At 63.8% G+C, this 25152-nt stretch carries 23 protein-coding genes and 1 other RNA gene; 16 read left to right on the plus strand and 8 right to left on the minus strand.

The features are described from left to right. Positions 1–141: 141 nt before the first annotated feature. The gene (locus NP945_RS06800; RefSeq protein ID WP_256745913.1) at positions 142–816 is read right to left on the minus strand and encodes a cytochrome c family protein; all 675 of its coding nucleotides are present in this window, start codon (positions 814–816) and stop codon (positions 142–144) included. Positions 817–1009: 193 nt separating this feature from the next. On the opposite strand from NP945_RS06800, the gene NP945_RS06805 reads away from it, so the two are divergent. Next, positions 1010–1738 carry a 3-deoxy-manno-octulosonate cytidylyltransferase gene (locus tag NP945_RS06805; RefSeq protein ID WP_256745914.1) on the plus strand — a complete coding sequence of 243 codons (729 nt, stop codon included), beginning with the start codon at positions 1010–1012 and terminating at the stop codon, positions 1736–1738. A 9-nt stretch (positions 1739–1747) separates the two neighbouring features. Continuing rightward, positions 1748–2611 carry a prephenate dehydratase gene (locus tag NP945_RS06810; protein ID WP_256745915.1) on the plus strand — a complete coding sequence of 288 codons (864 nt, stop codon included), beginning with the start codon at positions 1748–1750 and terminating at the stop codon, positions 2609–2611. 56 nt (positions 2612–2667) lie between these two features. Here NP945_RS06810 and NP945_RS06815 read toward each other — a convergent pair whose 3' ends face one another. Genes NP945_RS06815 through NP945_RS06825 form a run of 3 tightly spaced genes read right to left on the minus strand, consistent with a single transcriptional unit; the run spans position 2668 to position 4416 of the window. Then, complete coding sequence (locus NP945_RS06815; RefSeq protein WP_127268465.1) at positions 2668–2973, minus strand: Dabb family protein; 306 nt, start codon at positions 2971–2973, stop codon at positions 2668–2670. A 37-nt stretch (positions 2974–3010) separates the two neighbouring features. Then, positions 3011–3955: an NAD(+) diphosphatase gene (gene nudC / locus NP945_RS06820; RefSeq protein WP_256745916.1), complete on the minus strand. Its 945-nt coding sequence runs from the start codon at positions 3953–3955 to the stop codon at positions 3011–3013. Between the two features lie 41 nt (positions 3956–3996). Next, positions 3997–4416: an HIT domain-containing protein gene (locus tag NP945_RS06825; RefSeq protein WP_127256953.1), complete on the minus strand. Its 420-nt coding sequence runs from the start codon at positions 4414–4416 to the stop codon at positions 3997–3999. A 169-nt stretch (positions 4417–4585) separates the two neighbouring features. Here NP945_RS06825 and ffs point away from each other — a divergent pair. The 13 genes from ffs (at position 4586) to NP945_RS06890 (ending at position 16616) form a co-directional block, all read left to right on the plus strand. After that, positions 4586–4682, plus strand: an RNA gene (ffs, locus tag NP945_RS06830) — signal recognition particle sRNA small type. Positions 4683–4787: 105 nt separating this feature from the next. Beyond that, on the plus strand, positions 4788–6599 hold the full coding sequence (locus NP945_RS06835) for a DNA polymerase III subunit gamma/tau (RefSeq protein ID WP_127272516.1): 1812 nt from the start codon (positions 4788–4790) through the stop codon (positions 6597–6599). A 30-nt stretch (positions 6600–6629) separates the two neighbouring features. Beyond that, positions 6630–6953 carry a YbaB/EbfC family nucleoid-associated protein gene (locus NP945_RS06840; protein ID WP_013527931.1) on the plus strand — a complete coding sequence of 108 codons (324 nt, stop codon included), beginning with the start codon at positions 6630–6632 and terminating at the stop codon, positions 6951–6953. Positions 6954–6980: 27 nt separating this feature from the next. Further along, positions 6981–7388: a hypothetical protein gene (locus NP945_RS06845; RefSeq protein ID WP_127272517.1), complete on the plus strand. Its 408-nt coding sequence runs from the start codon at positions 6981–6983 to the stop codon at positions 7386–7388. A 135-nt stretch (positions 7389–7523) separates the two neighbouring features. Beyond that, positions 7524–8456: a cell wall hydrolase gene (locus NP945_RS06850; RefSeq protein ID WP_127272515.1), complete on the plus strand. Its 933-nt coding sequence runs from the start codon at positions 7524–7526 to the stop codon at positions 8454–8456. 227 nt (positions 8457–8683) lie between these two features. Next, the gene (gene recR / locus NP945_RS06855; protein WP_027039603.1) at positions 8684–9289 is read left to right on the plus strand and encodes a recombination mediator RecR; all 606 of its coding nucleotides are present in this window, start codon (positions 8684–8686) and stop codon (positions 9287–9289) included. Between the two features lie 194 nt (positions 9290–9483). Next, positions 9484–10761, plus strand: a complete 1278-nt coding sequence (locus NP945_RS06860; RefSeq protein WP_256745917.1) for a lytic murein transglycosylase — start codon at positions 9484–9486, stop codon at positions 10759–10761. A gap of 261 nt (positions 10762–11022) precedes the next feature. Next, positions 11023–12666, plus strand: coding sequence for an ABC transporter substrate-binding protein (locus tag NP945_RS06865; RefSeq protein ID WP_256745918.1), 1644 nt, complete (start codon positions 11023–11025; stop codon positions 12664–12666). A gap of 18 nt (positions 12667–12684) precedes the next feature. Then, entirely contained in the window at positions 12685–13752 is a 1068-nt protein-coding gene (locus NP945_RS06870) for an ABC transporter permease (protein WP_256745919.1), read from the plus strand. Further along, positions 13749–14669 (plus strand): nickel transporter permease, encoded by a 921-nt coding sequence (nikC, locus tag NP945_RS06875; protein ID WP_127397215.1) that lies wholly within the window; start codon positions 13749–13751, stop codon positions 14667–14669. The genes NP945_RS06870 and nikC overlap by 4 nt, the downstream gene beginning before the upstream one ends. After that, positions 14666–15511 carry an ABC transporter ATP-binding protein gene (locus tag NP945_RS06880; protein WP_127397214.1) on the plus strand — a complete coding sequence of 282 codons (846 nt, stop codon included), beginning with the start codon at positions 14666–14668 and terminating at the stop codon, positions 15509–15511. The genes nikC and NP945_RS06880 overlap by 4 nt, the downstream gene beginning before the upstream one ends. After that, complete coding sequence (locus tag NP945_RS06885) at positions 15508–16257, plus strand: ABC transporter ATP-binding protein (RefSeq protein WP_256745920.1); 750 nt, start codon at positions 15508–15510, stop codon at positions 16255–16257. Before NP945_RS06880 ends, NP945_RS06885 begins: the two co-directional genes overlap by 4 nt. A gap of 44 nt (positions 16258–16301) precedes the next feature. After that, the gene (locus NP945_RS06890; RefSeq protein WP_256745921.1) at positions 16302–16616 is read left to right on the plus strand and encodes a hypothetical protein; all 315 of its coding nucleotides are present in this window, start codon (positions 16302–16304) and stop codon (positions 16614–16616) included. Between the two features lie 12 nt (positions 16617–16628). On the opposite strand, the gene NP945_RS06895 is transcribed toward NP945_RS06890, so the two are convergent. The 3 genes from NP945_RS06895 to NP945_RS06905 are packed head-to-tail and all read right to left on the minus strand — an operon-like array spanning position 16629 to position 21939. After that, positions 16629–19727 (minus strand): efflux RND transporter permease subunit, encoded by a 3099-nt coding sequence (locus NP945_RS06895; RefSeq protein ID WP_256745922.1) that lies wholly within the window; start codon positions 19725–19727, stop codon positions 16629–16631. After that, positions 19724–20803 (minus strand): efflux RND transporter periplasmic adaptor subunit, encoded by a 1080-nt coding sequence (locus NP945_RS06900; RefSeq protein WP_127270819.1) that lies wholly within the window; start codon positions 20801–20803, stop codon positions 19724–19726. Before NP945_RS06900 ends, NP945_RS06895 begins: the two co-directional genes overlap by 4 nt. Then, positions 20800–21939, minus strand: a complete 1140-nt coding sequence (locus tag NP945_RS06905) for an efflux RND transporter periplasmic adaptor subunit (RefSeq protein ID WP_256745923.1) — start codon at positions 21937–21939, stop codon at positions 20800–20802. The genes NP945_RS06900 and NP945_RS06905 overlap by 4 nt, the downstream gene beginning before the upstream one ends. Before the next feature lie 243 nt (positions 21940–22182). Here NP945_RS06905 and NP945_RS06910 point away from each other — a divergent pair, with 243 nt between their 5' ends. Continuing rightward, positions 22183–23460 (plus strand): 4-aminobutyrate--2-oxoglutarate transaminase, encoded by a 1278-nt coding sequence (locus NP945_RS06910; protein WP_023811424.1) that lies wholly within the window; start codon positions 22183–22185, stop codon positions 23458–23460. Positions 23461–23578: 118 nt separating this feature from the next. Here NP945_RS06910 and NP945_RS06915 read toward each other — a convergent pair whose 3' ends face one another. Further along, positions 23579–24832, minus strand: coding sequence for an NAD(P)/FAD-dependent oxidoreductase (locus NP945_RS06915; protein WP_127321793.1), 1254 nt, complete (start codon positions 24830–24832; stop codon positions 23579–23581). Positions 24833–25152: the final 320 nt, after the last annotated feature.

Here is a 25152-nt window from a genome sequence, read left to right on the forward strand (position 1 = left end):
GCAATGCCCGTTCATGGCAATCTAGATGATTTGGCGCTCGTGAAAACCGCCATGCGCGGCTTTGTCGCCGCCTATGCGGTTTTCCCAACAAAAAAGCCGGGCTGAACCCGGCTTTTTCAAGGTCGTCGAGATGATATCTGGCTATTCGGCAGGCGCCGGTGCCGGTGCGGCCGGAGCCGGGGCGGCGGGAGCGGCCGGCGCGGCACCCTCAGCCGGCTTTGCCGGAGCGGCTGCATCGGCGGGCGCGCCTGCATCTGCGGCAGCCCCCGGCGCCGGCAGCGGCTTGGGATTGTCGGACAGCGTGCGCAGATAGGCGATGACGTTGGCGCGATCCTCGTCCTTGGGCAGGCCGGCGAAGCCCATCGCGGTGCCCTTCACAAGTTTCTTCGGCGAGGTGATGAAGTGGTTGAGGTTGTCGTACGTCCACTTCTCGGCGCCGCCCTTGGAGAATTCCTTCATGCCGGCCGAATAGGCAAAACCTTCATGCTCGGCGACAGGGCGGTCGATGAGGTCCCACAGGTCCGGGCCGACCTTGTTGGGGCCGCCCTTTTCGCCGGAATGGCAGGCTTGGCACTTCTTGAAGACGGCAGCACCTTGCTCGACATTGGCGGTCGCCAACAGTTCGGCGATCGGCTTGGCTGCGGCGGCAGGCGCGGCCGGACCGCCTTCGGCGGGCTCGGCGGCCTCGATGGCGAAACCGGGCTTTTCCGGCGCCGGCGAGGCAAACAGCGCATCGGACACAATGCCGACCGAGAAGACGACGAAAACGGTTCCGAGCAATCCGGCGAGCAGTTTGTTGACTTCGTTGGAATCCATACGCCCCTTGCTCCCTTTTCCGGCGGACAGAACCGTCCACTCCGTCCGTCGGTATCGTGACCCGTCCTGCCAGGGCGGTCAAATCGGGCGGAAACTAGGTCTTTTGCTGCGGCGTTGCAACACCTATAAGGGCGCTTCCAGTGAGACCTTTTGCCACTTTCCCTGTCCTCTTTCGAGACGCCTTGCACCCGAAATGTCCACGCTGATCCTGATCCCGGCCCGCATGGCTTCGACCCGCCTGCCGGGCAAGCCGCTGGCCGACATCGCAGGCGCCCCGATGATCGTCCATGTCGCGCGCCGTGCCGCCGAAGCCGGCCTTGGCCGAGTGGTGGTGGCGACCGATACGCAAAGCGTGGCGCAAGCGGTGCGCGCGCACGGTTTCGAGGCCGTGATGACGCGCATGGATCACGAATCCGGCTCCGACCGCATCCACGAGGCGCTGATCGCGCTCGACTCCGGGCGCAAGGTCGAAACCATCGTCAATGTACAAGGCGACCTGCCGACGATCGATCCCCAGATCATCGCCGCGTCGCTCAGACCTTTCGAGGACAGTGCGGTGGATATCGCCACGCTCGGCGTCGAGATGGTCCGCGACGAGGAAAAGACCAATCCCAATGTCGTCAAGATCGTCGGCTCGCCGCTTTCCGGCAGCAGGCTGAGGGCGCTCTATTTCACCCGCGCAACGGCGCCTTGGGGCGAGGGGCCGCTCTACCATCACGTCGGCCTCTACGCCTATCGCCGCGAAGCACTTGAGCGTTTCGTCGCGCTGAAGCCGTCGCCGCTCGAACGGCGCGAGCGGCTGGAGCAGTTGCGGGCGCTGGAAGCCGGCATGCGCATCGACGCCGAGATCGTCCAGTCGCTGCCGCTCGGCGTCGACACGCCGGAAGACCTCGAACGCGCCAGACAGATCCTTTCAACCTGAGATATCGGCATGCCTGAAAAGACCAACAGAATATCCTTCCAAGGCGAGCCGGGCGCCAATTCCGACACCGCCAGCCGCAACATGTTCCCTTCGATGGAGCCGTTGCCATGCCCGACTTTCGAGGATGCCTTCAACGCGGTCGAGACCAACAAGGCCGACCTCGCCATGATCCCGATCGAGAACACCATTGCCGGGCGCGTCGCCGATATCCATCATCTCTTGCCGGAATCGAAGCTGCACATCATCGGCGAATATTTCCTGCCGATCCATTTCCAGCTGATGGTGCTGCCGGGCGTCAGGCGCGACGAGATCAAGATGGTGCACAGCCATATCCACGCGCTTGGCCAGTGCCGCAAATACATCCGCAAGAACGGCTGGAAGGCGATCGTCGCCGGCGACACGGCCGGCGCCGCCAAGATGGTCTCCGAGGTCAAGGACCGCACCATGGCGGCGCTGTCGCCCGCGCTGGCAGCGACGCTCTACGGGCTCGATATCATCGAGCAAAACGTCGAGGACACCGACTCTAACGTCACCCGCTTTGTCGTCCTGACCAAGAACAAGCTATGGGCCGAGCGCCCGTCGCCTGACGTCAAGATGATGACGACCTTCATCTTCCGCGTCCGCAACGTGCCGGCCGCGCTCTACAAGGCGATGGGCGGCTTCGCCACCAACGGCATCAACATGACCAAGCTGGAGAGCTACCAGTTGGGCGCTTTCACGGCGACGCTGTTCTACGCCGACATCGAGGGCCATCCCGACGACCCGCTGGTCAAGCTGGCGCTGGACGAGCTTCGTTTCTTCTCGCGCGAAGTGCGGATTCTGGGCGTCTATCCGGCCAGCGAGTCGCGTGAGCAGTGGAAGGTTGCGGACTGATCGCTACTGGGCATGGTCTTTTCCAAAAACCGGTTTCCACTTTTCGGGACCATGCCCTAAATCACCGCGCCCAGCGGCACATAGTCGATCTCCATGAAGGTCTCGACCTCGGGCACCCAGCGGTCGCGCACGAAGGCGACATGGTCGGGATGGTCGTTGTACCTGTTGTAGGCAGCCTGGTCGGCGAACTCCATCGAGAAGCCGAAACGATAGTCGTTCTTGGGGCTGATCTGCCGCAATTGCTCGAAATGCGTGACGCCCCTGATCGCGGTGAGGATTTTCTTGGCGTCGACCAGGAACCGCTTTTCCTCCAGCGAATGCGGCGGATGCTTCAGCGTGAAAACGACGGTGTGACGGATCATGTCCTGCTCCTGCAATGTCTTTGAATAATCGCGGCCATCATTCCGAGTCGACCCAGGCGCGGATCAGGTGATGCGCGATGGCGCCTTTCGGCGGCGTGACCAGATTGTCCTTGTGCGTCCTTTCCAGCATCAGGCGCACCTCGTCGCGAAAAAACCAGCGGCAGTCCTCAAGCTCGTTGAGATCGGCCTGGATGTCGTCGTTGAGCGGCTCGCCGAAGCAGCCGATCATCAGCGAATAGGGAAACGGCCAGGGCTGGCTGGCGTGGTAGACGACGCGGCCAAGCCGGATGCCGGCCTCTTCCAGCGTCTCGCGGCGCACCGCCGCCTCGATCGTCTCGCCCGGCTCGATGAAGCCGGCAAGGGCCGAGTACATGCCCGGCGCGAAATGCCGGCCGCGCCCGAGCAGGCACTTCTCCCGCGTCGCCGTCAGCATGATCGCCACCGGGTCGGTGCGCGGAAAATGCTCGGTGCCGCAATTCGGGCAATGCCGCTTGTAGCCGCCCGCCCGCATCTGCGATTCTGTACCGCATTTGCTGCAGAAACGATGGCTGGCATGCCAGGCAAGCAGGGCCGCCCCTTGCGCCATCGCGCCAGCCGCCGCCTCGTCGATCAGCCCTTGCATGTAGACCGAGCGGTAGTCGATGGCCTTGACTGTTTCCGGAAGCTGTTCGGGTTCGAGGCCGGCGGGCACGGCCAGCACCGGTCCTCGTTCGGAAAAGCCGAGCAGGATGCCTTGCGCCAGGGAAACCTTGAAGGGCTCGCTCTCGGTGGCGCCGAACCAGGGATCGAGAGCGCCGCCATCGCCGAGCTTCAGATAGAGCCGGCCGCCATGCATCAGAAGCAGCCGCGTCGCCGGATCGGCCAGCGCCTTGTCGACCGAATCGTCGGCCCGGTTCTCGGACTGCCGGTCGATCGTGTTGCCGGCGAAGCCGACGAACTGGCTCGGCTCGCGCAAAGGCGCGTCAAACAGGCGGAAGCTCATGGGGACTCTGGAACATGTTGAGGGATGGACACTGGGAACGCTTATAGCGCCGCCTTGATCGTTTCGGCAAACCGTCGCAAGTCGGAACGTTGATAGGGCTCTCGCAGGCCATGTCCCCACACAGGGCCTGGCCAGCCGGGATCACCTTCCGAACGCGCGATGACATGGATGTGCAGCTGGCGCACGATGTTGCCGAGCGCGCCGGTGTTGATCTTGGTGCAGCCGGTCGCCTTCTTCAGCGCCTGCGCCACCATATTGGTCTCGAAGGTCAGCATCGCCTGGTCGAGCGGCGTCATATCATGGATTTCCTCCGCGCCGGGCCGCTGCGGCACCAGCAGCAGCCATGGCCAGCGGCGGTCGTTCATCACCCGCAATTCGCACAGCCCAAGCCACATCAACTGTTCGCTGTCCGCCTCCAGCCGTGCGTCCAGCGTAAATCCGGCCTCCAGGCCCGGCAGCATCGGCGTTTCCCTTGCTTTTCTTGGTTTGCTCAACACATGAAGGCTAGAGCGGCGGCAAGGGGGCTGCAAGTGAATCATTGCGCCCTCACGGTCTGGTGCGCCGATTCGACATTTAACGATTTCTTCGGCGGACTTGCATTTCGTCGCGCAATTGCCGATATGGAAAGCGGGAGGTTGGTGGTGGACGATCCACTCGCCAACCGGGTCAGGTCCGGAAGGAAGCAGCCCTAACGAGCCCGGAACGGGTCATTGTTCCAGCCTCCCACCTCATCGGCCCCTCTCGCGACATTGACGACGCATTGCAGCGCGGGCGAGACTATGCGCAGGAATCGGCCGCCTTCGGGCGCGGCCATTTGGAGCTTTACGGGCGTATGAGCGAAGCCGGAAATTCGGGACCAAAAAGCCTGGAGATAGGCAAGGCCGCCGCCTATCGCGTGCTGGCGCGCAAGTACCGTCCTTCGAATTTTTCCGAGCTGGTCGGCCAGGAGCCGATGGTGCGCACCCTCACCAATGCCTTTGCCACCGGCCGCATCGCCCAGGCCTGGATGCTGACCGGCGTGCGCGGCGTCGGCAAGACCACGACGGCGCGCATCCTCGCGCGGGCCCTGAATTATAAAACCGCTGACATCGACCAGCCTTCGGTCGACCTCGCCGTCCTCGGCGAACATTGCCAGGCGATCATGGAAGGCCGCCATGTCGACGTCATCGAGATGGACGCCGCCTCGCATACCGGCATCGACGACATCAGGGATATCATCGAGCGCGTGCGCTATGCGCCGGTCTCGGCCCGCTACAAGGTCTACATCATCGATGAAGTGCACATGCTGTCGACGCAAGCCTTCAACGGCCTGCTGAAGACGCTGGAAGAGCCGCCGCCGCACGTCAAATTCATCTTCGCCACCACCGAAATCCGCAAGGTTCCGATCACCGTTCTGTCGCGCTGCCAACGCTTCGACCTGAGGCGCATCGACGCCGGCGCTCTGGTCGCGCATCTGTCCTCGATCTCGGCCCAGGAAGGCATTTCTGTCGACGACGACGCGCTGGCGATGATCGCGCGCGCCGCCGAGGGCTCGGCCCGTGATTCGCTCTCCATCCTCGACCAGGCGATTGCCCATGGCGCCGGCTCTGTCGGCGCCGATGCGGTTCGGGCGATGCTCGGGCTCGCCGACCGCGCCCGCATCGTCGACCTGTTCGAACATGTGATGAAGGGCGATGTGGCGGCAGCCCTTGGCGAATTCCGTGCGCAGTATGACACCGGCGCCGATCCAGCCGCCGTGCTGACCGATCTTGCCGAATTCAACCATCTCGTCACCCGGCTGCGTTTCGTGCCGACGGCCATCGAGGATGCCTCGCTGTCGGAGGACGAGCGGCAGCGCGGCGCCGATTTCGCCAGAACGCTGTCGGTCAGGGTGCTGTCACGGACATGGCAGATGCTGCTCAAGGGCATCCCCGAGGTGCAGTCTTCCAACCGGCCGGTGAGTGCCGCCGAAATGGTGCTGATCCGGCTGGCGCATGCCGCCGATCTGCCGACGCTGGACGAGGCGCTGAGATCGCTCGATAGCGCTGCGCCTATGCAGAATGGCGCGCCGCGCCCGAATGGGACGTCGGCAAGTTCCGGCAATGGCGGTGGTGCCAGCGCGGTGGCGCAGACGCGCATGCCATCCGGATCGGGCGGGGCACAGAGCATGCGGCTGGTCGAAGCCTCGCCTGCTGCCGTTGCCTACGTCGCTCCGCCGGAGCCGGCCATGGAATCGGCGCCGCTGAAGTCGCTGGCCGACATCATTGCGCTCGCCGACGCGCAGCGCGACATCGCCTTCAAGGTGCTGGTCAAGAGCTGCATCCGGTTCGTGCGTATCGAGCCCGGCCGCATCGACGTCGGCCTGACCAGCGATGCGCCCAAGATGCTGCTCAACGACCTGACGACGAAGCTTCGCGCCTGGACCGGCCGCAGCTGGCTGGTCTCGCTGTCAAAGGAAGAGGGCGGCCAGACGCTCGCCGAAATGGAATCGGCCAAACGCGAGACGGCATTTCTCGATGCCAAGAGCGATCCCACCGTGGCCGCCATCCTGGCGCGCTTTCCCGGTGCCAAGATCATCGACGTGCGCATTCCAGACGCGCCGGAAGCCGAAACGACAGAGGCTGAAGTGCCGGTAGAGCCGCCGGCTGACGACGATGAAACCTGATCCAGCCACGAATCCGCAAAGGACCCGACCATGAAAGATCTTCTCGGCCTGATGGGCAAGGCGAAGGAAATGCAGGCCAAGTTCCAGGCCATGCAGGACGAGATCGCCACGCTGGAAGCGTCCGGCCAGGCCGGCGGCGGCCTGGTCAATGTGACGCTGACCGGAAAATTCGAGATGAAGTCGCTGAAGATCGATCCGTCTCTGTTCAAGGAAGACGATGTCGAGATCCTGGAAGACCTGGTGCTGGCCGCTCACAACGACGCCAAGACCAAGGTCGAGCAGATCATGCAGGAAAAGACCAAGGCGCTGACCGCAGGTCTGCCGATCCCGCCGGGAATGAAACTGCCCTTCTAGCATTCGGCGCGCGCGCCCATGATCGCCATGACCGAAGAGCCCTCCGAAAGACTGATCGAGCAGCGTATCCGCAACAGGATCTACGAGATCCTGGAAATCCTGGCCGATTGTGACGACGGCGTCGATCTCGTCGGCATCAAGGGTTATTTCTACCTGTTCGAGGATTTCGTCCATCGCCCGTCGATCGAAGCCGGCACATCGGCGCTTTCAAAGGACGAGCGCGCGATCGTGCTGGAGATCGCCGAGTTCCTGGAGGCAGCGAGCGAGACAAATCCGGACTTCACCAAGGCTGAGTTCATAGACAGCGACTGGCCGGGAAAGATCGCGCCGACGGCCAGGGAGGCGCGGACGCTGTTCCTCCGGCGCGGCCTGTTTTCGGAGAAGGTCGAGGAGCTTGAGCCCGGCCAGCCGGCGGCCATTACAGTGGGGCACTAATTCACTTTTAGGTCATGCAACTGTACCAATTTGGCAACAGAGCCTCATCAATAACGTTTTGGCCATCATTTTGCCCGAAAGTGTCTCATTCTTGCCGCAGCCTGGGGGCGGGCATGGAAGTGAGAGGGTTACCTGTTGATTGCCACGCGATGGAAGACGCCGCTGTTGCTCGGCGCCGTCATTTCACCCCTGTTTTTGGCTGCCTGCAGCCAGACCACGTCACACGGCATGTCCGTCGCCAGCCTGACCGACGCCATCACGCCGGGTTTCCTGAGCTCACGGGCCTACAGCCATACGCCGAAGGACAAGGAATGCCTGGAACGGGCGATGTTCTTCGAGTCCAACCGCTCGAGCCGCGACGGCATGATCGCGGTCGGCACGGTGGTGATGAACCGGCTGCGCTCCGGCAAGCACGGCAGCACCATCTGCCAGGTGGTGGGCGAGCGTGGGCAGTTCGCCCCCGGCGTCATGACAAGGCCGATGAATTCACGCGCAATGCCCGATGTCGAAGAGGCTGCCGAGGCGGTGCTCAAGGGTGAGCGCAAGGCCAAGCTCAAGAACACCATGTTCTTCCACACCGCCGGCTTACGCTTCCCCTACAAGAACATGCACTACACCATGGTTGCCGGCGGCAATGCCTTCTATGAGAAGCGCGGCCGCAACTGGCAGCCGCTGCCGGACGAGCCGCAGGTCGCCATTGCCTCGGCGGCGCCGCAGAAGCCAGCGGAGCCGGTGACGATGGTCGCGTCCGCCGAGCCGGTGCGTCCGGCCAAGCCGGCGACCGTCCGGTCCGTCCCTGCCCAGCAGACCTATATGACCGCGGCCGCCGCGCCGACCGCGAAATCCGCGCGTGTCTCGGCGGAGCCGACGGTGGTGGCGATGCAGGAGCCGATGGAGGAACCGGATGCCGCCCGTTTTGGCGGAACCTTGAACACAAGGACAAGGGTCATCTCCTCGGTCGAGGACGCGCCGCAAGAGGCGTCTATGGGATTCCAGTCGACGCCTGAGAACACCGACGCTGTCGGCGCGATGATCGTCAGCCAGGGCCGGCCGCTCGAAGCCAACTGATCTGCGCTCTATGGTCTGTCCAATGGTCCGCCCGGCTAATATGGTGGTTCATGCGGATGCGGGATGTTCCAAAGCGCTCTGAAAAATCCTGGAGCGGTTCACCGTTTCGCGGAAACGGTGAACCGCTCCAGCTTTTCGTTTTGACGCAATTCCCAAGGGAAAGCGCTTCGCGCTTTTCCCGGGAAAACCGCTTCGCACTTTTCCTGGAATTGCTCTAGATCAGAGCGATGTCGAAGCGAATCGCCGGTCCCGAGATCGAACGTCTGATCCAGCTCCTGGCCAAGGTGCCGGGGCTGGGTCCCCGGTCGGCCAGGCGTGCGGCCCTTCATCTGATCAAGAAGAAGGAGCAGCTTTTGTCGCCGCTGGCCGCCGCCATGGCCGAAGCGGCCGACAAGGTGCGCATCTGCTCGACCTGCGGCAATGTCGACACATCGGACCCTTGCATGATCTGCACCGACCCGCGCCGCGATGCCGGCACCATCATCGTCGTCGAGGACGTCTCCGACCTGTGGGCGCTGGAGCGCGCGGCGGCGATGAATGTGCGCTACCACGTTCTCGGCGGCACATTGTCGCCGCTCGACGGCATCGGCCCCGACCAGCTCAACATGCGGTCGCTGGTCGACCGCGTCGCCGGTGGCGAGGTCAAGGAGATCATCCTCGCCGTCAATGCGACGGTGGAGGGCCAGACGACCGCGCATTACCTCACCGATCAGCTCTCCGGCTTCGACATCAAGGTGACACGGCTCGCGCATGGCGTGCCGGTCGGCGGCGAACTCGACTATCTCGACGAGGGCACGCTGGCCGCGGCGCTGCGCTCGCGGACGGCGTTTTGACAAAGTTGCGGCAGAGGATGCGGGTCATGATTTTTGCGCGTCCACCAAGGCTGGTGCCAAACACCCCCCTCTGTCCTGCCGGACATCTCCCCCTCAAGGGGGGAGATTGGCTGGCGGCTCAGCTTTCGATAATCACCCACGTTGCGGGCAGAGCGCCGCCCGTGAAGCTGCCGATCTCCCCCCTTGAGGGGGAGATGGCCGGCAGGCCAGAGGGGGGCGCGCCAGAACGCGGCCTTCGCCAGTTTTGTCTTGCATTCTTACTGGCTGCCCTTGCCTTCCTCTTCCTTTCCACCCCCGCCTCCGCCGCAAAGATCGACGACCAGTTCCGCGCCTGGCTGCAGAACGACCTCTGGCCGCAGGCCAAGTCACAAGGCATTTCCAAAACCACCTTCGATGCCGCCTTCGACGGCATCAAGCCCAATCTGAAACTGCCCGACCTGGTCAAGCCGGGCGAGAAGGCGACCACGCCGCGGAAACAGCACCAGGCCGAATTCGGTTCGCCCGGCGCCTATTTCGCCGAGAAAACGGTTCGTGCGGTGACGGCGGGCGGGCGGGCGCGCGAAGCCACCAATGCCAGGACACTTGCATCAATCGAAAAGCGCTATGGTGTGCCGGGCGAAGTGCTGCTGGCGATCTGGGGCCGCGAGACCGGATTCGGCGCGGCGAAGGTGCCTTACGACGCCTTCGAAGTGCTGGGCACCAAAGCGTTCATGTCGACCAGGAAGGACTTCTTCCGCACCGAGTTGCTTGCTGCACTCGAGATCGTCGAGCGCGGTCTTGCTCCGGTCGGCGCGATGAAATCGTCGTGGGCCGGAGCGCTCGGCCAGCCGCAATTCATGCCGACCTCGTTCCTGAAACATGCCGTCGATTTCGACGGCGACGGCCGCGCCGACATCTGGAAGTCGACGCCGGACGTGCTGGCCTCGATCGCCAATTATCTCGTCCACTATGGCTGGATAAAGGGCCGTGGCTGGGGTTTCGAGGTGACGGTGCCGGAAAGCGTTTCCTGTTCGCTGGAAGGCCCGGACCAGGGCAAGAAAATCTCGCAATGGGCTGATATGGGCATCAAGCGCGTTGGCGGCAAACCGTTTCCGGCGAGTGAACTGAAGGCCGAAGGCTTCCTGCTGATGCCGGCAGGGCGCAGCGGCCCGGCCTTTGTCGCCACGCCCAATTTCTACGTGCTGAAGCAATACAACACCAGCGACCTCTACGCGCTGTTCATCGGCCACGGCGCCGATCGCATCGCCCATGGCGACGCGAATTTTGCCGGCAGCTGGGGCGCGGTTGGCGGGCTCCACCGTTCGGACATCGCGGCCCTGCAGCGGTCGCTGGAAGCCAAGGGCTATGATGTCGGCAGCGCCGATGGCCTGCCCGGCTTCAAGACCCGCCGTTCGATCGGCACGTGGCAAGCCAAGAACGGCCGCGCCGCCACCTGCTTCCCTGACGCCGGCCTGGTCGCGGCGCTGAAGTAGCCGCGACATTCGCCAGATTTTCCCCGATCGGCAGCCTCTATTGGCTGGCTTATGCGTCGACATCCACCAGCCTTTCTGGCCCATTGAGCCGTCGTATAAATGCTCGTTGCCCGCCACGAGGCCGCCGGATATGGTGTTGACCAACTGGACAAAAACCGCAACGGTAAGAGGTCAGTGGGGCCGTCTCAAGGCCCGAAAAGAATTCCACAACCCTGAGCCGGGAACTCAGGTCAACAAACAACAAAACAGGGAACAATCACGATGATGATGGAAAAGTTTGCTCTACGCTCTCGCTTCCTGCTCGCGGGTGCAGCCATGTCCGCGCTGCTTCTGGCCGGCGCACCCGCCGGTGCGGTCACGCCCGCCGACACGCTGGTCGAAGGTTTTGCGATCGACGACATCATCTCCATGGATCCGGGCGAGGCGTTCGAGCTGTCGACCGCCGAGGTCACCGGCAACACCTATGATCTGCTTGTCCGTCTCGACCTCAGCGACACCTCCAAGGTCAAGGGCGACCTCGCCGAAAGCTGGACCGTCTCCGATGACGGCCTGACCTACACCTTCAAACTCAAGCCCGGCCTGAAATTCGCTTCCGGCAACCCGATCACCGCGGCCGACGTCGCCTGGTCGTTCGAACGCGCCGTCAAGCTCGACAAGAGCCCGGCCTTCATCATCGGCCAATTCGGCATCAGCGGCGACAACGTCGCCGAGAAGGCCAAGGCGGTCGACGAGACCACTTTCCAGTTCACCGTCGACAAGGCTTATGCCCCGAGCTTCGTCCTGAACTGCCTGTCGGCAACGGTCGCTTCGGTGGTCGACGCCAAGCTGGTCAAGGAACATGTCGCGGCGGTCACGCCGAGCGCCGACTACAAATGGGACAATGATTTCGGCAATGCCTGGCTGAAGACCGGCTATGCCGGCTCCGGCGTCTTCAAGCTGCGCGAATGGCGCGCCAATGAGGCAGTCGTTCTCGAGCGCAACGACAATTACCATGGCGAAAAGGCCAAGCTTGCCCGCGTCATCTATCGCAACATGAAGGAAAGCTCGGGCCAGCGCCTGGCGCTCGAAGCCGGCGACATCGACGTTGCCCGCAATCTCGAGCCGAACGATCTCGACGCCATCGCCAAGAACGCCGATCTCACGACCACCAGCGCGCCGAAGGGCACCGTCTACTACATCAGCCTCAACCAGAAGAACCCGAACCTCGCAAAGCCGGAGGTCCGCCAGGCCTTCAAATATCTGGTCGACTATGATGCCTTGAGTTCCACCATCCTCAAGGGCATCGGCGAAATCCACCAGACCTTCCTGCCCAAGGGCGTGCTCGGCGAATTGGATGAGAATCCGTTCAAGCTCGATGTCGCCAAGGCCAAGGAATTGCTGGCCAAGGCCGGCTTGCCCGACGGCTTCAGCGTAACCATGGACGTACGCACCGGCCAGCCGACGACCGGCATGGCGGAATCGATCCAGCAGACGCTTGGCCAGGCCGGCATCAAGCTCGAGATCATCCCGGGCGACGGCAAGCAGACGCTGACCAAATATCGCGCCCGCAACCACGACATCTATATCGGCCAGTGGGGCCAGGATTATTTCGACCCGAATTCCAACGCCCAGACCTTTGCCTCGAACCCGGACAATTCGGATGCGGGCAAGTCCAAGACGCTCGCCTGGCGCAACGCCTGGGACATTCCGGACCTGACCAAGGAAACGGAAGCAGCACTGCTCGAGAAGGACGCCGGAAAACGCGCCGACATGTACAAGGATCTCGAGAAGAAAATCCTCGACACCAGCCCCTTCGTCGTCATCCACCAGCAGCTGGAAGTCGCCGGCCTGCGCAAGAACCTCAAGGGCTTTGCGCTCGGCCCGAGCTTCGACACCAATTTCGTCGGGCCGGTGTCCAAGGAATAGTGCCCGCGGACACGCGGCATGAGCACGGTTGAAAAGGAAGTGGCGGCGGGGCGCGGCAGCGCCCGCGCCGTCGCTATTGCGTCATCGCTTGGCCGTTTCCTGGTCATTGCGATCACGACCTATCTTGGCCTGCTCGCGGTCACCTTCTTCATCGGCCGCGTCATTCCGATCGACCCGGTGCTGGCGGTGCTCGGCGACCGGGCGCCGGCCAATGTCGTCGAGCGCACGCGCCGCGAGATGGGCCTCGACCTGCCGTTGATCGAGCAGTTCTACATCTATGTGAAAAATGCCCTGAACGGTAATTTCGGCATCTCAGTGCTGACCACCAATCCGGTCATGACCGACATTCGCCGGGCGCTGCCGGCCACCACCGAACTGGCGACGCTGGGAACGCTTATCGGGGCGCTGTTCGGCGTGCCGCTCGGCGTGCTGGCGGCGGTCAAGCGCGGCAGTCTCATCGACCAGATCGTGCGCATCATCGGCCTGATCGGCTATTCCGTGCCGATCTTCTGGCTCGGCCTGCTGGCGCTGGTGCTGTTCTATGCCAAGCTGCAATGGGTTGCCTTCCCGGCGCGGCTCGACGTCGTCTACGAATACACTTTTACGCCGATCACCGGCTTCTATCTCCTCGACTCCGCGATGCAGGGGCAGTGGGACGTGTTTTACGACGCCTTCCGCCACATCATCCTGCCGGCATCGCTGCTCGGCTACTTCTCGCTCGCCTATATCAGCCGCATGACGCGCTCGTTCATGCTCAACGAACTGTCGCAGGAATACATCGTCGCGGCGCGCGCCAAGGGCCTGTCGGAAACCCGCATCATCTGGGGCCACGCGCTGCGCAATGCGGCGGTGCCGATGGTGACGGTGATCGCGCTCTCCTATGCCGGGCTGCTCGAAGGCTCGGTGCTCACCGAAACCGTGTTCTCGTGGCCGGGCATCGGCCTTTACATCACCAATTCGCTGCAGAACGCCGACATGAATGCGGTGCTCGGCGGCACCATCGTCATCGGCTCGGTGTTCATCGCCATCAATCTCCTCTCCGACCTGCTGTATCGGGTGCTCGATCCGAGGACGAAGTCCGCATGAGCGTCGAGACCATCCAGAGCCGTCGCGATTGGCTGCTCAGCGAGCGGCCGGCCTCGCGCATGCAGGCAAGGCTCGGCCGCGCCTATGTGGCGTGGCGGCGCTTTTCCGCCAACCGTCTGGCCTTTCTCGGCCTGCTCATCATCGTTGCCCTGCTGGTCGTTGCCGCCCTTGCCGGCGTGCTGGCACCTTATTCTCCGACGTTCGGCGACCTGAAGAACGCGCGCCTGCTGGCGCCGAGCGCCGAGCACTGGTTCGGCACCGATGATCTCGGCCGCGATATCCTGTCGCGCATCCTCTACGGCTCGCGCTGGACCCTTTATGTGGTCATCCTGGTCGCCATCATCGCGGCACCGATCGGCCTTCTGGTCGGCACGGTGGCCGGCTATGCCGGCGGCTGGACCGATGCCATCCTGATGCGCATCACGGACATCTTCCTCGCCTTTCCCAAGCTGATCCTGGCGCTGGCCTTTGTCGCAGCACTTGGCCCCGGCATCGAGAATGCGGTGCTGGCCATCGCCATCACCTCATGGCCGCCCTACGCCCGCATCGCGCGGGCAGAGACGCTGACGGTGCGCAATTCCGATTACATCAAGGCGGTGCAGCTGATGGGCGCCTCGCCCTTCCGCATCGTGCTGCGCCATATCATGCCGCTTTGCATTTCGTCCCTGATCGTCAGGGTGACGCTCGACATGGCCGGCATCATCCTGACCGCCGCCGGGCTCGGTTTCCTCGGCCTCGGCGCGCAACCGCCGCTGCCCGAATGGGGCACGATGATCGCGTCGGGCCGCCGCTTCGTGCTCGACCAGTGGTGGGTGGCCGGTGCGCCGGGTTTCGCCATCCTCATCGTCAGCCTCGGCTTCAACCTGCTCGGCGACGGCCTGCGCGACGCGCTCGATCCTCGCAGTGGTGACCAATGAGCAGGGAAACGAAGACGCTTCTCGACGTCGACGACCTGCGCGTCACCTTCCCGACCCGCACCGGTCTAATCGAGGCGGTGCGCGGCGTTTCCTTTTCGCTCGGCCGCGAACGGCTCGGCATCGTCGGCGAGTCGGGCTCGGGAAAATCGCAAACCGGCCGCGCCATCATGGGGCTGACGCCGCCGCAGGCCCGGATATCGGCCAACAAGCTCGCCTTCGACGGCATCGACCTGCTCAGCGTCTCGCCGCGCGAACGCCGGAAGCTGCGCGGCAAACGCATCGCCATGATCCTGCAGGACCCGAAATATTCGCTCGACCCTGTCATGAGCATCGGCCGCCAGATCGTCGAGACGCTGCGCACCCATGAAAAGGTCGGCAAGGCCGAGGCACGCGACCGCGCATTGGCCATGCTGGAGGCGGTGCAGATCCGTGATCCCTCTCGCGTCTTCAACCTGCATCCGCATGAAGTTTCGGGCGGCATGGGCCAGCGCGCAATGATCGCCATGATGCTGATCGCCGGTCCGGAAATGATGATCGCCGACGAGCCGACCTCGGCGCTCGACGTCACCGTGCAGCTTGATGTGCTAGGCATTCTCGACCGGCTGGTCAGTGAGCGCGGCATGGGGCTGATCTTCATCTCGCACGATCTGCGCCTGGTCTCGTCCTTCTGCGACCGCGTCATCGTCATGTATGCCGGCAAGGTGGTCGAGCAGCTCAAGGCGTCCGAACTCGGCCATGCCCAGCATCCCTACACGCGCGGCCTGCTCAATTGCATGCCCAAGATCGGCGCCGACCGCCACCCGCTGCCGGTGCTCGACCGCAAGCCGGAGTGGGCGGCATGACTTCCGCGATTGCCGTCGACAGGCTGGAAGTGATCTTCGACCGTTTTCGCGCGCTGAAGGGCGTCAGCCTCTACGTGCAGCCGGGCGAATCCTTTGGCCTGGTCGGCGAATCCGGCTCCGGCAAATCGACGCTGCTTCGGGCCATCGCCGGCCTTGCACCGGTCGCATCGGGCGGCATCGCCGTCAACGGCAAGACGCTCGGGCCACGCCGCGACAAGGCCTTCTACCGCGAAGTGCAGATGGTCTTCCAGGATCCGTACGGCTCGCTGCACCCGCGCCAGACCGTCGACCGCCTGCTGCAGGAGCCGCTTGCCATCCATGGCTTTGCCGACGGCGAAAAGCGTATCCAGCGGGCGCTCGACGAGGTCGGCCTCGGCAACGGCTTCCGCTTCCGCTATTCGCACCAATTGTCAGGCGGCCAGCGCCAGCGCGTGGCGATCGCCCGTGCGCTGATCCTCGAACCCTCGATCCTGCTGCTCGACGAGCCGACCTCGGCGCTCGACGCCTCGGTGCAGGCGGAAGTGCTCAACCTGTTGGAAGAGGTACGCAAGCGGCGCAAGCTGACCTTCCTGATGGTCAGCCACGACCTCGCCATCATCACCCATATGTGCGAGCGGCTGATGGTGATGCAAAGCGGCGAGGCGGTGGAGAATCTTGCGGCTAACGACCTTGTCGAGCGCCGTGTCTCGAAGGACTATACGCGCAACCTGCTGAGAGCGAGCGACGGGTTTGTGAGAACCGGCTGAATTCGTTCTTCCTGTGCACAGAACAACCGTCTTGGGGGACTACGATGGAGGAGTGGAAGTTTGCGGATCCGCCCAATGTCGCAGTGTTTGTGGATAGGGGCATAGTTACGCGTGGCGACTGGATTGCCTACGTCTCGCATGACAATGACGACGGCAGTTGGCAATTCCACAACAGCGAAACGGGACCTGTGGACGAAGGCGATATCATGATTGTCAGCTTGCAGAACGTTGCGCAGCGGGACGAAAGCGTCCAGGCGTTGGCTGACTTGCCAGAAGGCTGGCATGCGTGGCGCATCTCAAGATCGTCGCCGTGGCAACGCGCCAGGTCGCACCCTGTACCTTCCAACGACAACGAATGACCAGGCAAAGCGTTAAGTCGAACCTTGCGCCAGTTCGCCGTTTTCCAGAACGGGGGACTCTTCTCGGTCCTTCGGCTCCTTGATCCTGAACCACGTCACATAAAGCGCCGGCAGGAACAGCAACGTAATCGCCGTGCCGGCAATGATGCCGCCCATCATGGCATAGGCCATCGGGCCCCAGAACACTTCACGTGCGATCGGGATCAGCGCCAGGCTGGCGGCGGCCGCCGTCAGCGCGATCGGGCGCATCCTGTGTTCCGTCGCTTCGATGACAGCGGCCCAGCGGTCCTTGCCTTCCCGGACGAGATCCTCGATCTGCACGATCAGGATGACCGAATTGCGGATCAGGATGCCGATCAGCGCCAGCACGCCGAGGATGGCGACGAAGCCGAGCGGTGCTCCGCTCGGCACAAGGGCCGCCACCACGCCGATCAGGCCGAGCGGCGCCACGGCCACCACCAGGAACAGACGCTGAAAACTCTGCAACTGCACCATCAGGATCGTCGCCATGACGAACAGCATCAACGGCACGACGGCGGCGATCGGTCCCTGGCTTTTGCCGCTCTCCTCGACCGAGCCGGCGGTTGCGACCGAATAGCCCGGCGGCAGCTTGGCGGTGAAGGCATCGACCGACGGCTTCAACTCGTTGACGACGGTGGCCGGCAGCACGTCGCCGACCAGTCCGGCGCGCACGGTGATGGTCGGGATGCGGTCGCGTCGCCACACCGTTGGCTGCTCCAGATCGTAGCGGAAGTTGGCGACGGCCGCGAGCGGGATAGCCTCGCCGGTACTGGTCGGCAGCTGCATGTTCTGCAAGGTTTCGATCGAGCCGCGTTCGGACCCACGCGAGCGCGCCACGACATTGATCAGATAGGTGGCGTCGCGCACCTGCGTGATGGTGGCGCCGCCGACCGTGCTGTTCAGCGCGCTGGCGATGTCGGAGGAGGTGATGCCGAGCTGGCGTGCCTTGTCCTGCAGCACGTCGACCCTCAGCACACGCTGCGGCTCGTTCCAGTCGAAGGTCGGCGCGGCCAGCTTTGGATTGGCGGAGATGACACCGGCGAATTGCTGCGCCAGTTCGCGCACCGTCTGGATGTCGGGACCGCCGACGCGATACTGCACCGGGCGGCCGACTGGCGGTCCGAGTTCGAGCGGCTTGACGAAGGCGTCGGTGCCGACGAACTCCTCGCGCAGCAGTTTTTCAAGCGCCGGCTTGACCCGGTTACGGGCCTCGATGCTCTTGGTGACGATGACGGTCTGGCCGAAATAGGGATTGGCCGGCTGCACGTCATAGGCGAGCACGAAACGCACCGCGCCCTGGCCGATATAGGACGAAAAATGGTCGATGTCGGGATTGCCGACCAGCGCCCGCTGCTCGAACCGCTCCATCTGGTCGCGCGTATCGGCGATCGAGGCATTCTGCGGCAGGTTCCAGTCGACGATCAGCTCCGGCCGGTCCGATGGCGGAAAGAACTGCTGCTGCACCAGCCCGAAGCCGGCGATCGAGCCGGCAAACAAAAGCACGGTGACGATGATGGTCAGCCAGTGATGGCGCACCGAGCCGACAAGCACGCGCCGGAAAAGCGAGGTGAAGCGGCCAGGCTGGTCGTGATGCTTGGTTTTCATCGTCGCCGGCAGGATGGTGACGCCGAGCAGTGGCGCAAACAGCACCGCAACGATCCATGACACCAGCAGCGACACCGCGATGACGACGAACAGGGTGAAGGTGTATTCGCCGGCGGCGCTGTTGTTGAGGCCGATCGGGATGAAGCCGGCAACCGTCACCAGCGTTCCGGTCAACATAGGGAAGGCGGTCGAGGTGTAGACATAGGTCGCCGCCTTGCGCAGATTGTCGCCGACCTCCAGCCGCGCCACCATCATCTCGACCGCGATCATCGCGTCGTCGACCAGAAGCCCGAGCGAGATGATCAGCGCCCCCAGCGAAATACGCTGCAAAGAAATGCCGAGATAGGCCATGACCGTGAAGGTGATGGCCAGGACCAGCGGGATCGACAGCGCCACGACGAAGCCGGCGCGCATGCCGAGGCTGATGAACGACACGGCGAGCACGATCGCCACCGCCTCGAACAGCGCGCGGGTAAAGCCCGAGACGGCCTCCTCGACAATGACCGGCTGGTCGGCCACCAGATGCACGCCGACACCGACCGGCAGGTCGGCCAGCACCTTGTCCATCTCCTTGTGCAGCGCCTCGCCGAATTCGAGCAGGTTGGCGTTGGGCTTCATGCCGATGGCGAGCCCGATCGCGTCCTGGCCGTTGAAGCGGAACAGTGCCGCCGGCGGATCGACATAGCCGCGTGTGATCGTCGCCACATCGCTCAGCCGGAAGAAGCGGTCATTGACGCGCAGATTGATGGCGCGAAGGCTGTCCTCGGAGGTGAACTGGCCGCCGACACGCACGCTGATGCGCTCCGGCCCCGACTGGATGACACCGGACGGCGTGATCGCGTTCTGCGCTTGCAGGCTCGCCACGATCGCCTGCTGGTTGAGGCCAAGGGCCGCGATCTGGCGGGTCGAGAATTCGAGATAGATCGCCTCGTCCTGGGCGCCGACCAGGTCGACCTTGCCGGCGTTGGGCACGGTCAGGATTTTTGTTCTGGCGTCCTCGACATAATCGCGCAACTGGCGCGGCGTCAGCCCGTCCGACGTAAAGGCATAGATGTTGCCATAGACGTCGCCGAAGCGGTCGTTGAAGAAGGGTCCTTGCACGCCTTGCGGAAACTGCGCCTGGATATCGTTGACCATGTTGCGCACCTGAATCCAGTTCGGCACGACGTCGCGCGCCTTGGTGGTGTCCTTCAGGTTGACGAAGATGACCGTCTGGCCGGCGGTGGTCACGGATTTGGTGTAGTCGAGGCTGTCTAGCTCCTCGAGCTTCTTCTCGATGCGGTCGGTTACCTGCTGCACGGTTTCCCTGACCGAGGCGCCCGGCCAGTTGGCCTGGATGATCATCGTCTTGATGGTGAAATTGGGGTCTTCTTCACGGCCGAGATTGAGGTAGGAGAACACGCCAGCCACGACGAAGACAAGCATGAAATACCAGACCATGGAGCGGTGGTTGAGCGCCCAGTCGGAGAGATTGAAGCCTTTCATGAGGCCCCTCCCTCGGGCACTGTCACCTTCTGGCCTTCGCTCAGGCTGTGGACGCCCGCCGTGACAACACGCATGCCGGCCTCCAGCCCCTCGGCCACCGTGAAGGTGCCGCCATTCTTCGACGCGACCTTTATGTCGTGTGCGTTCACGCTGGATGTCTGCGGATCGACGATCCATACTTTCGCGGAACCGTTCTTTTCGAACAGCGCCGACATGGGCAATTCGATCGTCGGTGCCACCTTGGTCACGCGGGTCGCCGTCACCGTCGAGCCGAGCCGGAAGGCCTGTGGCGGATCCGTGAGCGTCAGCTTGACGCGCCGCGTGCGGGTCGAGCCCTCGGATTGCGGTGCGATCTCGCGCAGCTTGGCCCCGGTCTGGATCGTAGGCAGCGACTGCAGGATCACCTGGAAGGGCGTGCCGGCCTCAAGATCACCGGTCAATTGATCGGGAATGTCGACCACCGCCTCGCGCAGGTCCGAACGCGCCACGGTGACGACGGTCTGGCCGGGCGAGACCGTCTGGCCAACTTCGGCGCCGACCGCGGTGACGACACCGTCGAAATCAGAGAACAGCCTGGCATAGCCGAGCTGTTCCTGCGATTTGGCAAGCGAAGCCTTGGCCCGCTCGACACCTGCCTCCGCGGCTTTGCGCGCCTGCTGCGCGGCATCGAAGACAGCTTGCGTGGCGTTGGCCGAGGCGAGCAACTGGCGCTGCCGTTCCTCGCTGGCGGCGGCGTTGGCGAGCTGCGCCTCGGCATTGGACAGTTCCGCCTTGGCCGCCTGGAGGCCCAACTCCAGTGCGGTCGGATCCAGTGCCGCTATCGTCGTGCCCTTGCTGACGATGTCACCGACCTGGACGTCGCGCGAGACGACCCGGCCAAGCAGGCGGAAGGCCAGGTCGGCGCTGACCTGCGGTTCGACGGATCCGGCAAAACCGAAGATTTGCGTGGTGCGCGGCTCGATCACCATCGACAGCACCGGTCGGACGATCTCGGGCGGCTTTTCCTCCGACTTGGAGCAGGATGCCAGCGCGCCGAGCATGAGCACGCCGAGCAGGATGCGTGGCGTCCGGCTCATTGGCCCGCTCCCGATATCTCGATCGTCTGTCCAGGGCTGAGCAGCTGTCCTCCAGCGGTGACGACGCTCTGGCCCGCGTCCAGCCCCTTGGCGATCACGACCGTGCCCGAATTGAACGCCAGCACTTCGACTGGCGCCATCGTCACTGCCTTGGTCGAGGGATCGACGATCCAGACCGCCGGCTTGCCGCCGCTGGACGTCAGCGCCTGCCAAGGCAGCAGGATCGCCTTCGCCGGCTTGGCGCTTACCGTGCCGATGACGGCTGCCCCAAGCGGCATGCCGGCGGGCGTGTCGGCAATGGCGATTTTGACCCGGATCGAGCCCGAAGCCGGGTCGACCGCAGGCGAGATTTCGCGGACCTTGCCCGTCGCCCTGACCTGCGGATCGGACAACAGCGTGATCGTCACCGCAGGCGATGCCGGTGTCTTGGCGATCAGCGTCTCCTGCACGTTGAACACGGCGTCGCGGTCACCGTCCTCGGCGACGGTGAAGACGGTTTGCGCGGCTTGCACCACTTGGCCGGTTTCGACTTGGCGGGCGGTGATCACGCCGGCGGCACCGGCCTTGAGCTCGGTGAAGGACAGGTTTTGCTGGGCGTTGGAGAAAGCGCTCTGCGCGGCATCGACGCTGCCTTGTGCCACCTTCAGGGCCTGGTCCGCGGCGTCATAATCGCGCCTGGTGGTAAAACCCTGGGCGAGCAGCGTCTTCTGCCGTTCGAAGGCGGCGGCGGACTGGGTCAATTGTGCCTGTGCCGCGTCGAGATCGGCCTGCGCCGAGCGCAAATCGGATTCCTGCTCCTGCGGATCGATCCGGGCGAGCACCGTGCCTTGATCGACATGCTGGCCGACATCGACAAACCGTTCGGCGACGCGACCGCCGACCCGGAACGACAGATTGTTCAGCGTACGCGCCGCGATCACCCCGGTCAGCGAGGTCCTTGGCGCATAGTCGGCCATCGCCACCGTTTCGGTGCGCACCATGATCTGCAGTTTCTTGTCCACCGCTTCCTGCTTCTGGCAGCCGACCAAAAGCAGCGCAGCCGTGCAGGCGAAAAGCGCCGGGGCGGCTGGAAAAGACAAAAGACCGGGAGCTGGGACCGATGGCTGCGAGACGGGCGAAGTCACGTTCCTGCTCATGGGCTCCCCCGGCCGCGGGCCGCCCGCTGATCGCGATGCCTCGTGGACATCCAGAGGATAGTCGATCCCCGGGAAAAGGAAACCGGTCTCGTACGTGTATCGCCTGACTGGTTAAGCGCCGGATCTGCCCACCGCAGGCCCAATCGCCTGCCGGTGGTGCCGACTTGAGGAAAACGTGAAATAAGGTCAGAAGACGTCTCAACGGCATCAAACAGGACGGGCGCCGGCCCGGTGAGGGATACGATGAAGAATTCAGCCATTTCCGAACGCAAGAACCAATCGATTTCCCGCGGTGTCGGCATGACCACGCAGATCTATGCCGACCGGGCTGAAAATTCGGAAATCTGGGACGTCGAGGGGCGTCGTTATATCGATTTCTCGTCGGGCATCGCCGTCGTCAACACCGGGCATCGCCATCCCAGGGTTATCGAGGCGGTCAAGGCACAGCTCGACCGCTTCACCCACACCTGCCACCAGGTGGTGCCCTATGAGAGCTATGTGCGCCTGGCCGAACGGCTGAATGGCATGCTGCCCGGCAAGTTCGAGAAGAAGACGATCTTCGTCACCACCGGGGCCGAGGCGGTAGAGAACGCCATCAAGATCGCCCGCAATGCCACCGGCCGTCAGGCGGTCATCGCCTTCGCCGGCGGCTTCCATGGCCGCACCTTCATGGGCATGGCGCTGACCGGCAAGGTCGTGCCCTACAAGGTCGGCTTCGGCGCCATGCCGGGCGACGTCTATCATGCGCCGTTCCCGGTGCCGCTGCACGGTGTCTCGGTCGCCGACTCGCTGGCCGCGCTCGACCGGCTGTTCAAGGCCGATGTCGATCCGGCCCGCGTCGCAGCCATCATCATCGAGCCGGTTCAGGGCGAAGGCGGTTTCTACGACGCGCCGCGTGACTTCCTGGTTGCGCTGCGCAAGCTTTGCGACCAGCACGGCATGCTGCTGATCGCCGACGAAGTGCAGACCGGCTTTGCCCGCACCGGCAAGATGTTTGCGATGGATCACCATGAGGTGGCCGCAGACATCACCACCATGGCCAAGAGCCTGGCCGGCGGTTTCCCGCTGGCCGCGGTCACTGGCCGCGCCGAAATCATGGATGCGCCCGGCCCCGGCGGGCTCGGCGGCACCTATGGCGGCAGCCCGATCGGTGTTGCCGCCGCGCACGCCGTGCTCGACGTGATCGAGGACGAAAACCTGTGCGACCGCGCCAACACGCTGGGCGCAAGGCTGAAGCAGCGGCTGCAGTCGATCCGCGACGACGTGCCCGAAATCGTTGACATCAGAGGCCTCGGCTTCATGAATGCGGTCGAGTTCAACGACGTCAAGAAGGGCCTGCCGTCGGCCGAGATCGCCAATGCGATCCGGTTGAAGGCGCTCGACAAGGGCCTGATCCTGCTGACCTGCGGTGTCTACGGCAACGTCATCCGCTTCCTGGCGCCGATCACCATCCAGGACGAAGTCATGAACGAAGCACTCGACATCCTGGAAAGCTCGATCCGCGAAGTCTGCGCCGCCTGAACTTCTACCTCCCCCTTGTGGGGAGGTCGGGCCGAAGGTCCGGGTGGGGGCTTGGCGCCCACCCCCACCCCGCTGCTTCGCAGCGACCCTCCCCACAAGGGGGAGGGTAAGCGGGGGGCTAGCCCGCAGCCCTTGCAGGCTCATCCTGCTGAAATGCGGCCAGCGCCGCCTTCAGACCGTCAGGTCCCTCAGCAACCAGCTGCGGCGTCGGCGAGAAGCCGGCGCCGAGCATCTTGCGGCCAAGCATGTGGTCGCCGGGGCGGTTGACCGATTCGATGCCGAGCAGCCGGTCGCCGGCATAGTGGTAGATCGAGAACTTGTTTTCGGGCAGGTCGCCCAGCACGACATGGCTGTCGCCGCCGGCGGTCAGGCCGACCATCTGCAATTTCATGTCGCCGATGTCCGACCAGAACCATGGCACCGCCGAATAGGGGTCGGTGTGGCCCGATATCGTGCGCGCGGCAAGCCGCGCCTGGTCGGTGGCGTTCTGCACCGATTCCAGCCGCACGTCGCCGCCGGTGAACCAGTGACGGTAGGAGGCAGCATCGCCAATGGCGAGAATCTCCGGCATCGACGTGCGCATCTGATGATCGACGCGAATGCCGTTGGCGATGCTGAGGCCGGCCGCCTGCGCCAGTTCTAAATTGGGCACGGCACCAACGCCGACGATGAGCATGCGCGCCGGCAGCCTTTCGCCTGATGAGGTGATGGCGGCCGTGACATGACCGTTTTCGCCATCGAGCCTGGCGATCGAGGTGCCGGTGAGGATGCGCACGCCTGTCGCCTCCAGCCGTTGCCGGACGTGGCTCGCCACGACCGGCGCCACGGCGCGGCCGAGCAGCCGGTCCACCGCCTCGACCACTGTCACCGTGCGACCGGCGGCCCTCAACGTGGCTGCGATCTCCAACCCGATGAAACCGCCGCCGAGGATGACGACTTCGTCGCTTTGCGCGCTGAGGTCGCGGATCAGCCGCGCATCGGCCAGCGAGCGCAGCGACAGCACACCGGACAGGTCGGCACCGGGCAGCGGCAGCGTGCGCGGGCGCGAGCCTGTCGCCAGGATCAGGTGGTCAAAGGCCAGCGCACCACCGCCGGCAATATCCAAACTGCGGCGTCCGGCATCGATCCGATCGATCCTGACGCCAGGCCGGTAATCGATGGCGCTGCCGGTGTAAAAGGCCTCGCCGCGCAAGGGTTGCGGCTTGGCCTCGGCATCCTTGATGAAAGTCTTCGACAGCGGCGGCTTGTGATAGGGAAGTTCGTCCTCATCCCCAACGAGGATCACCGGCCCGTCATAGCCGTCTTCGCGCAGACTGGCGGCCGCTTGCACGCCCGCATGACCCGCGCCGACAATGACCACACCGTTCTTCATCGCATCCAATCCTGATTCTACCCTAGGATGTTTCGCCAGATGGCAATTGTCTGGCACCGCTGCAAGCGAGCTTTTGCGGGTCGCATCCGGGATGGCGGCTGTCAATCGCACAGTTCAGCGGCAAGACCGGTGCAGGAAAATGCATAAAGTTGAGAGTCGTAGTTTAGAATAATTCTAAACTGTTGTTTCAATTGACTTTTCCTACGGATTGTCATTGACATCCGACGATGTCGCAGCTTTATGGAGGCTCGCGCGTCAGCGCATCCCTTTAATGTCTGGGCCTTGAACCCTTTCGATTGGAGGCATTTTGGTGTCTTTCT

The organism is Mesorhizobium sp. LMG17149 (assembly GCF_024518695.1).
Lineage (GTDB): Bacteria > Pseudomonadota > Alphaproteobacteria > Rhizobiales > Rhizobiaceae > Mesorhizobium.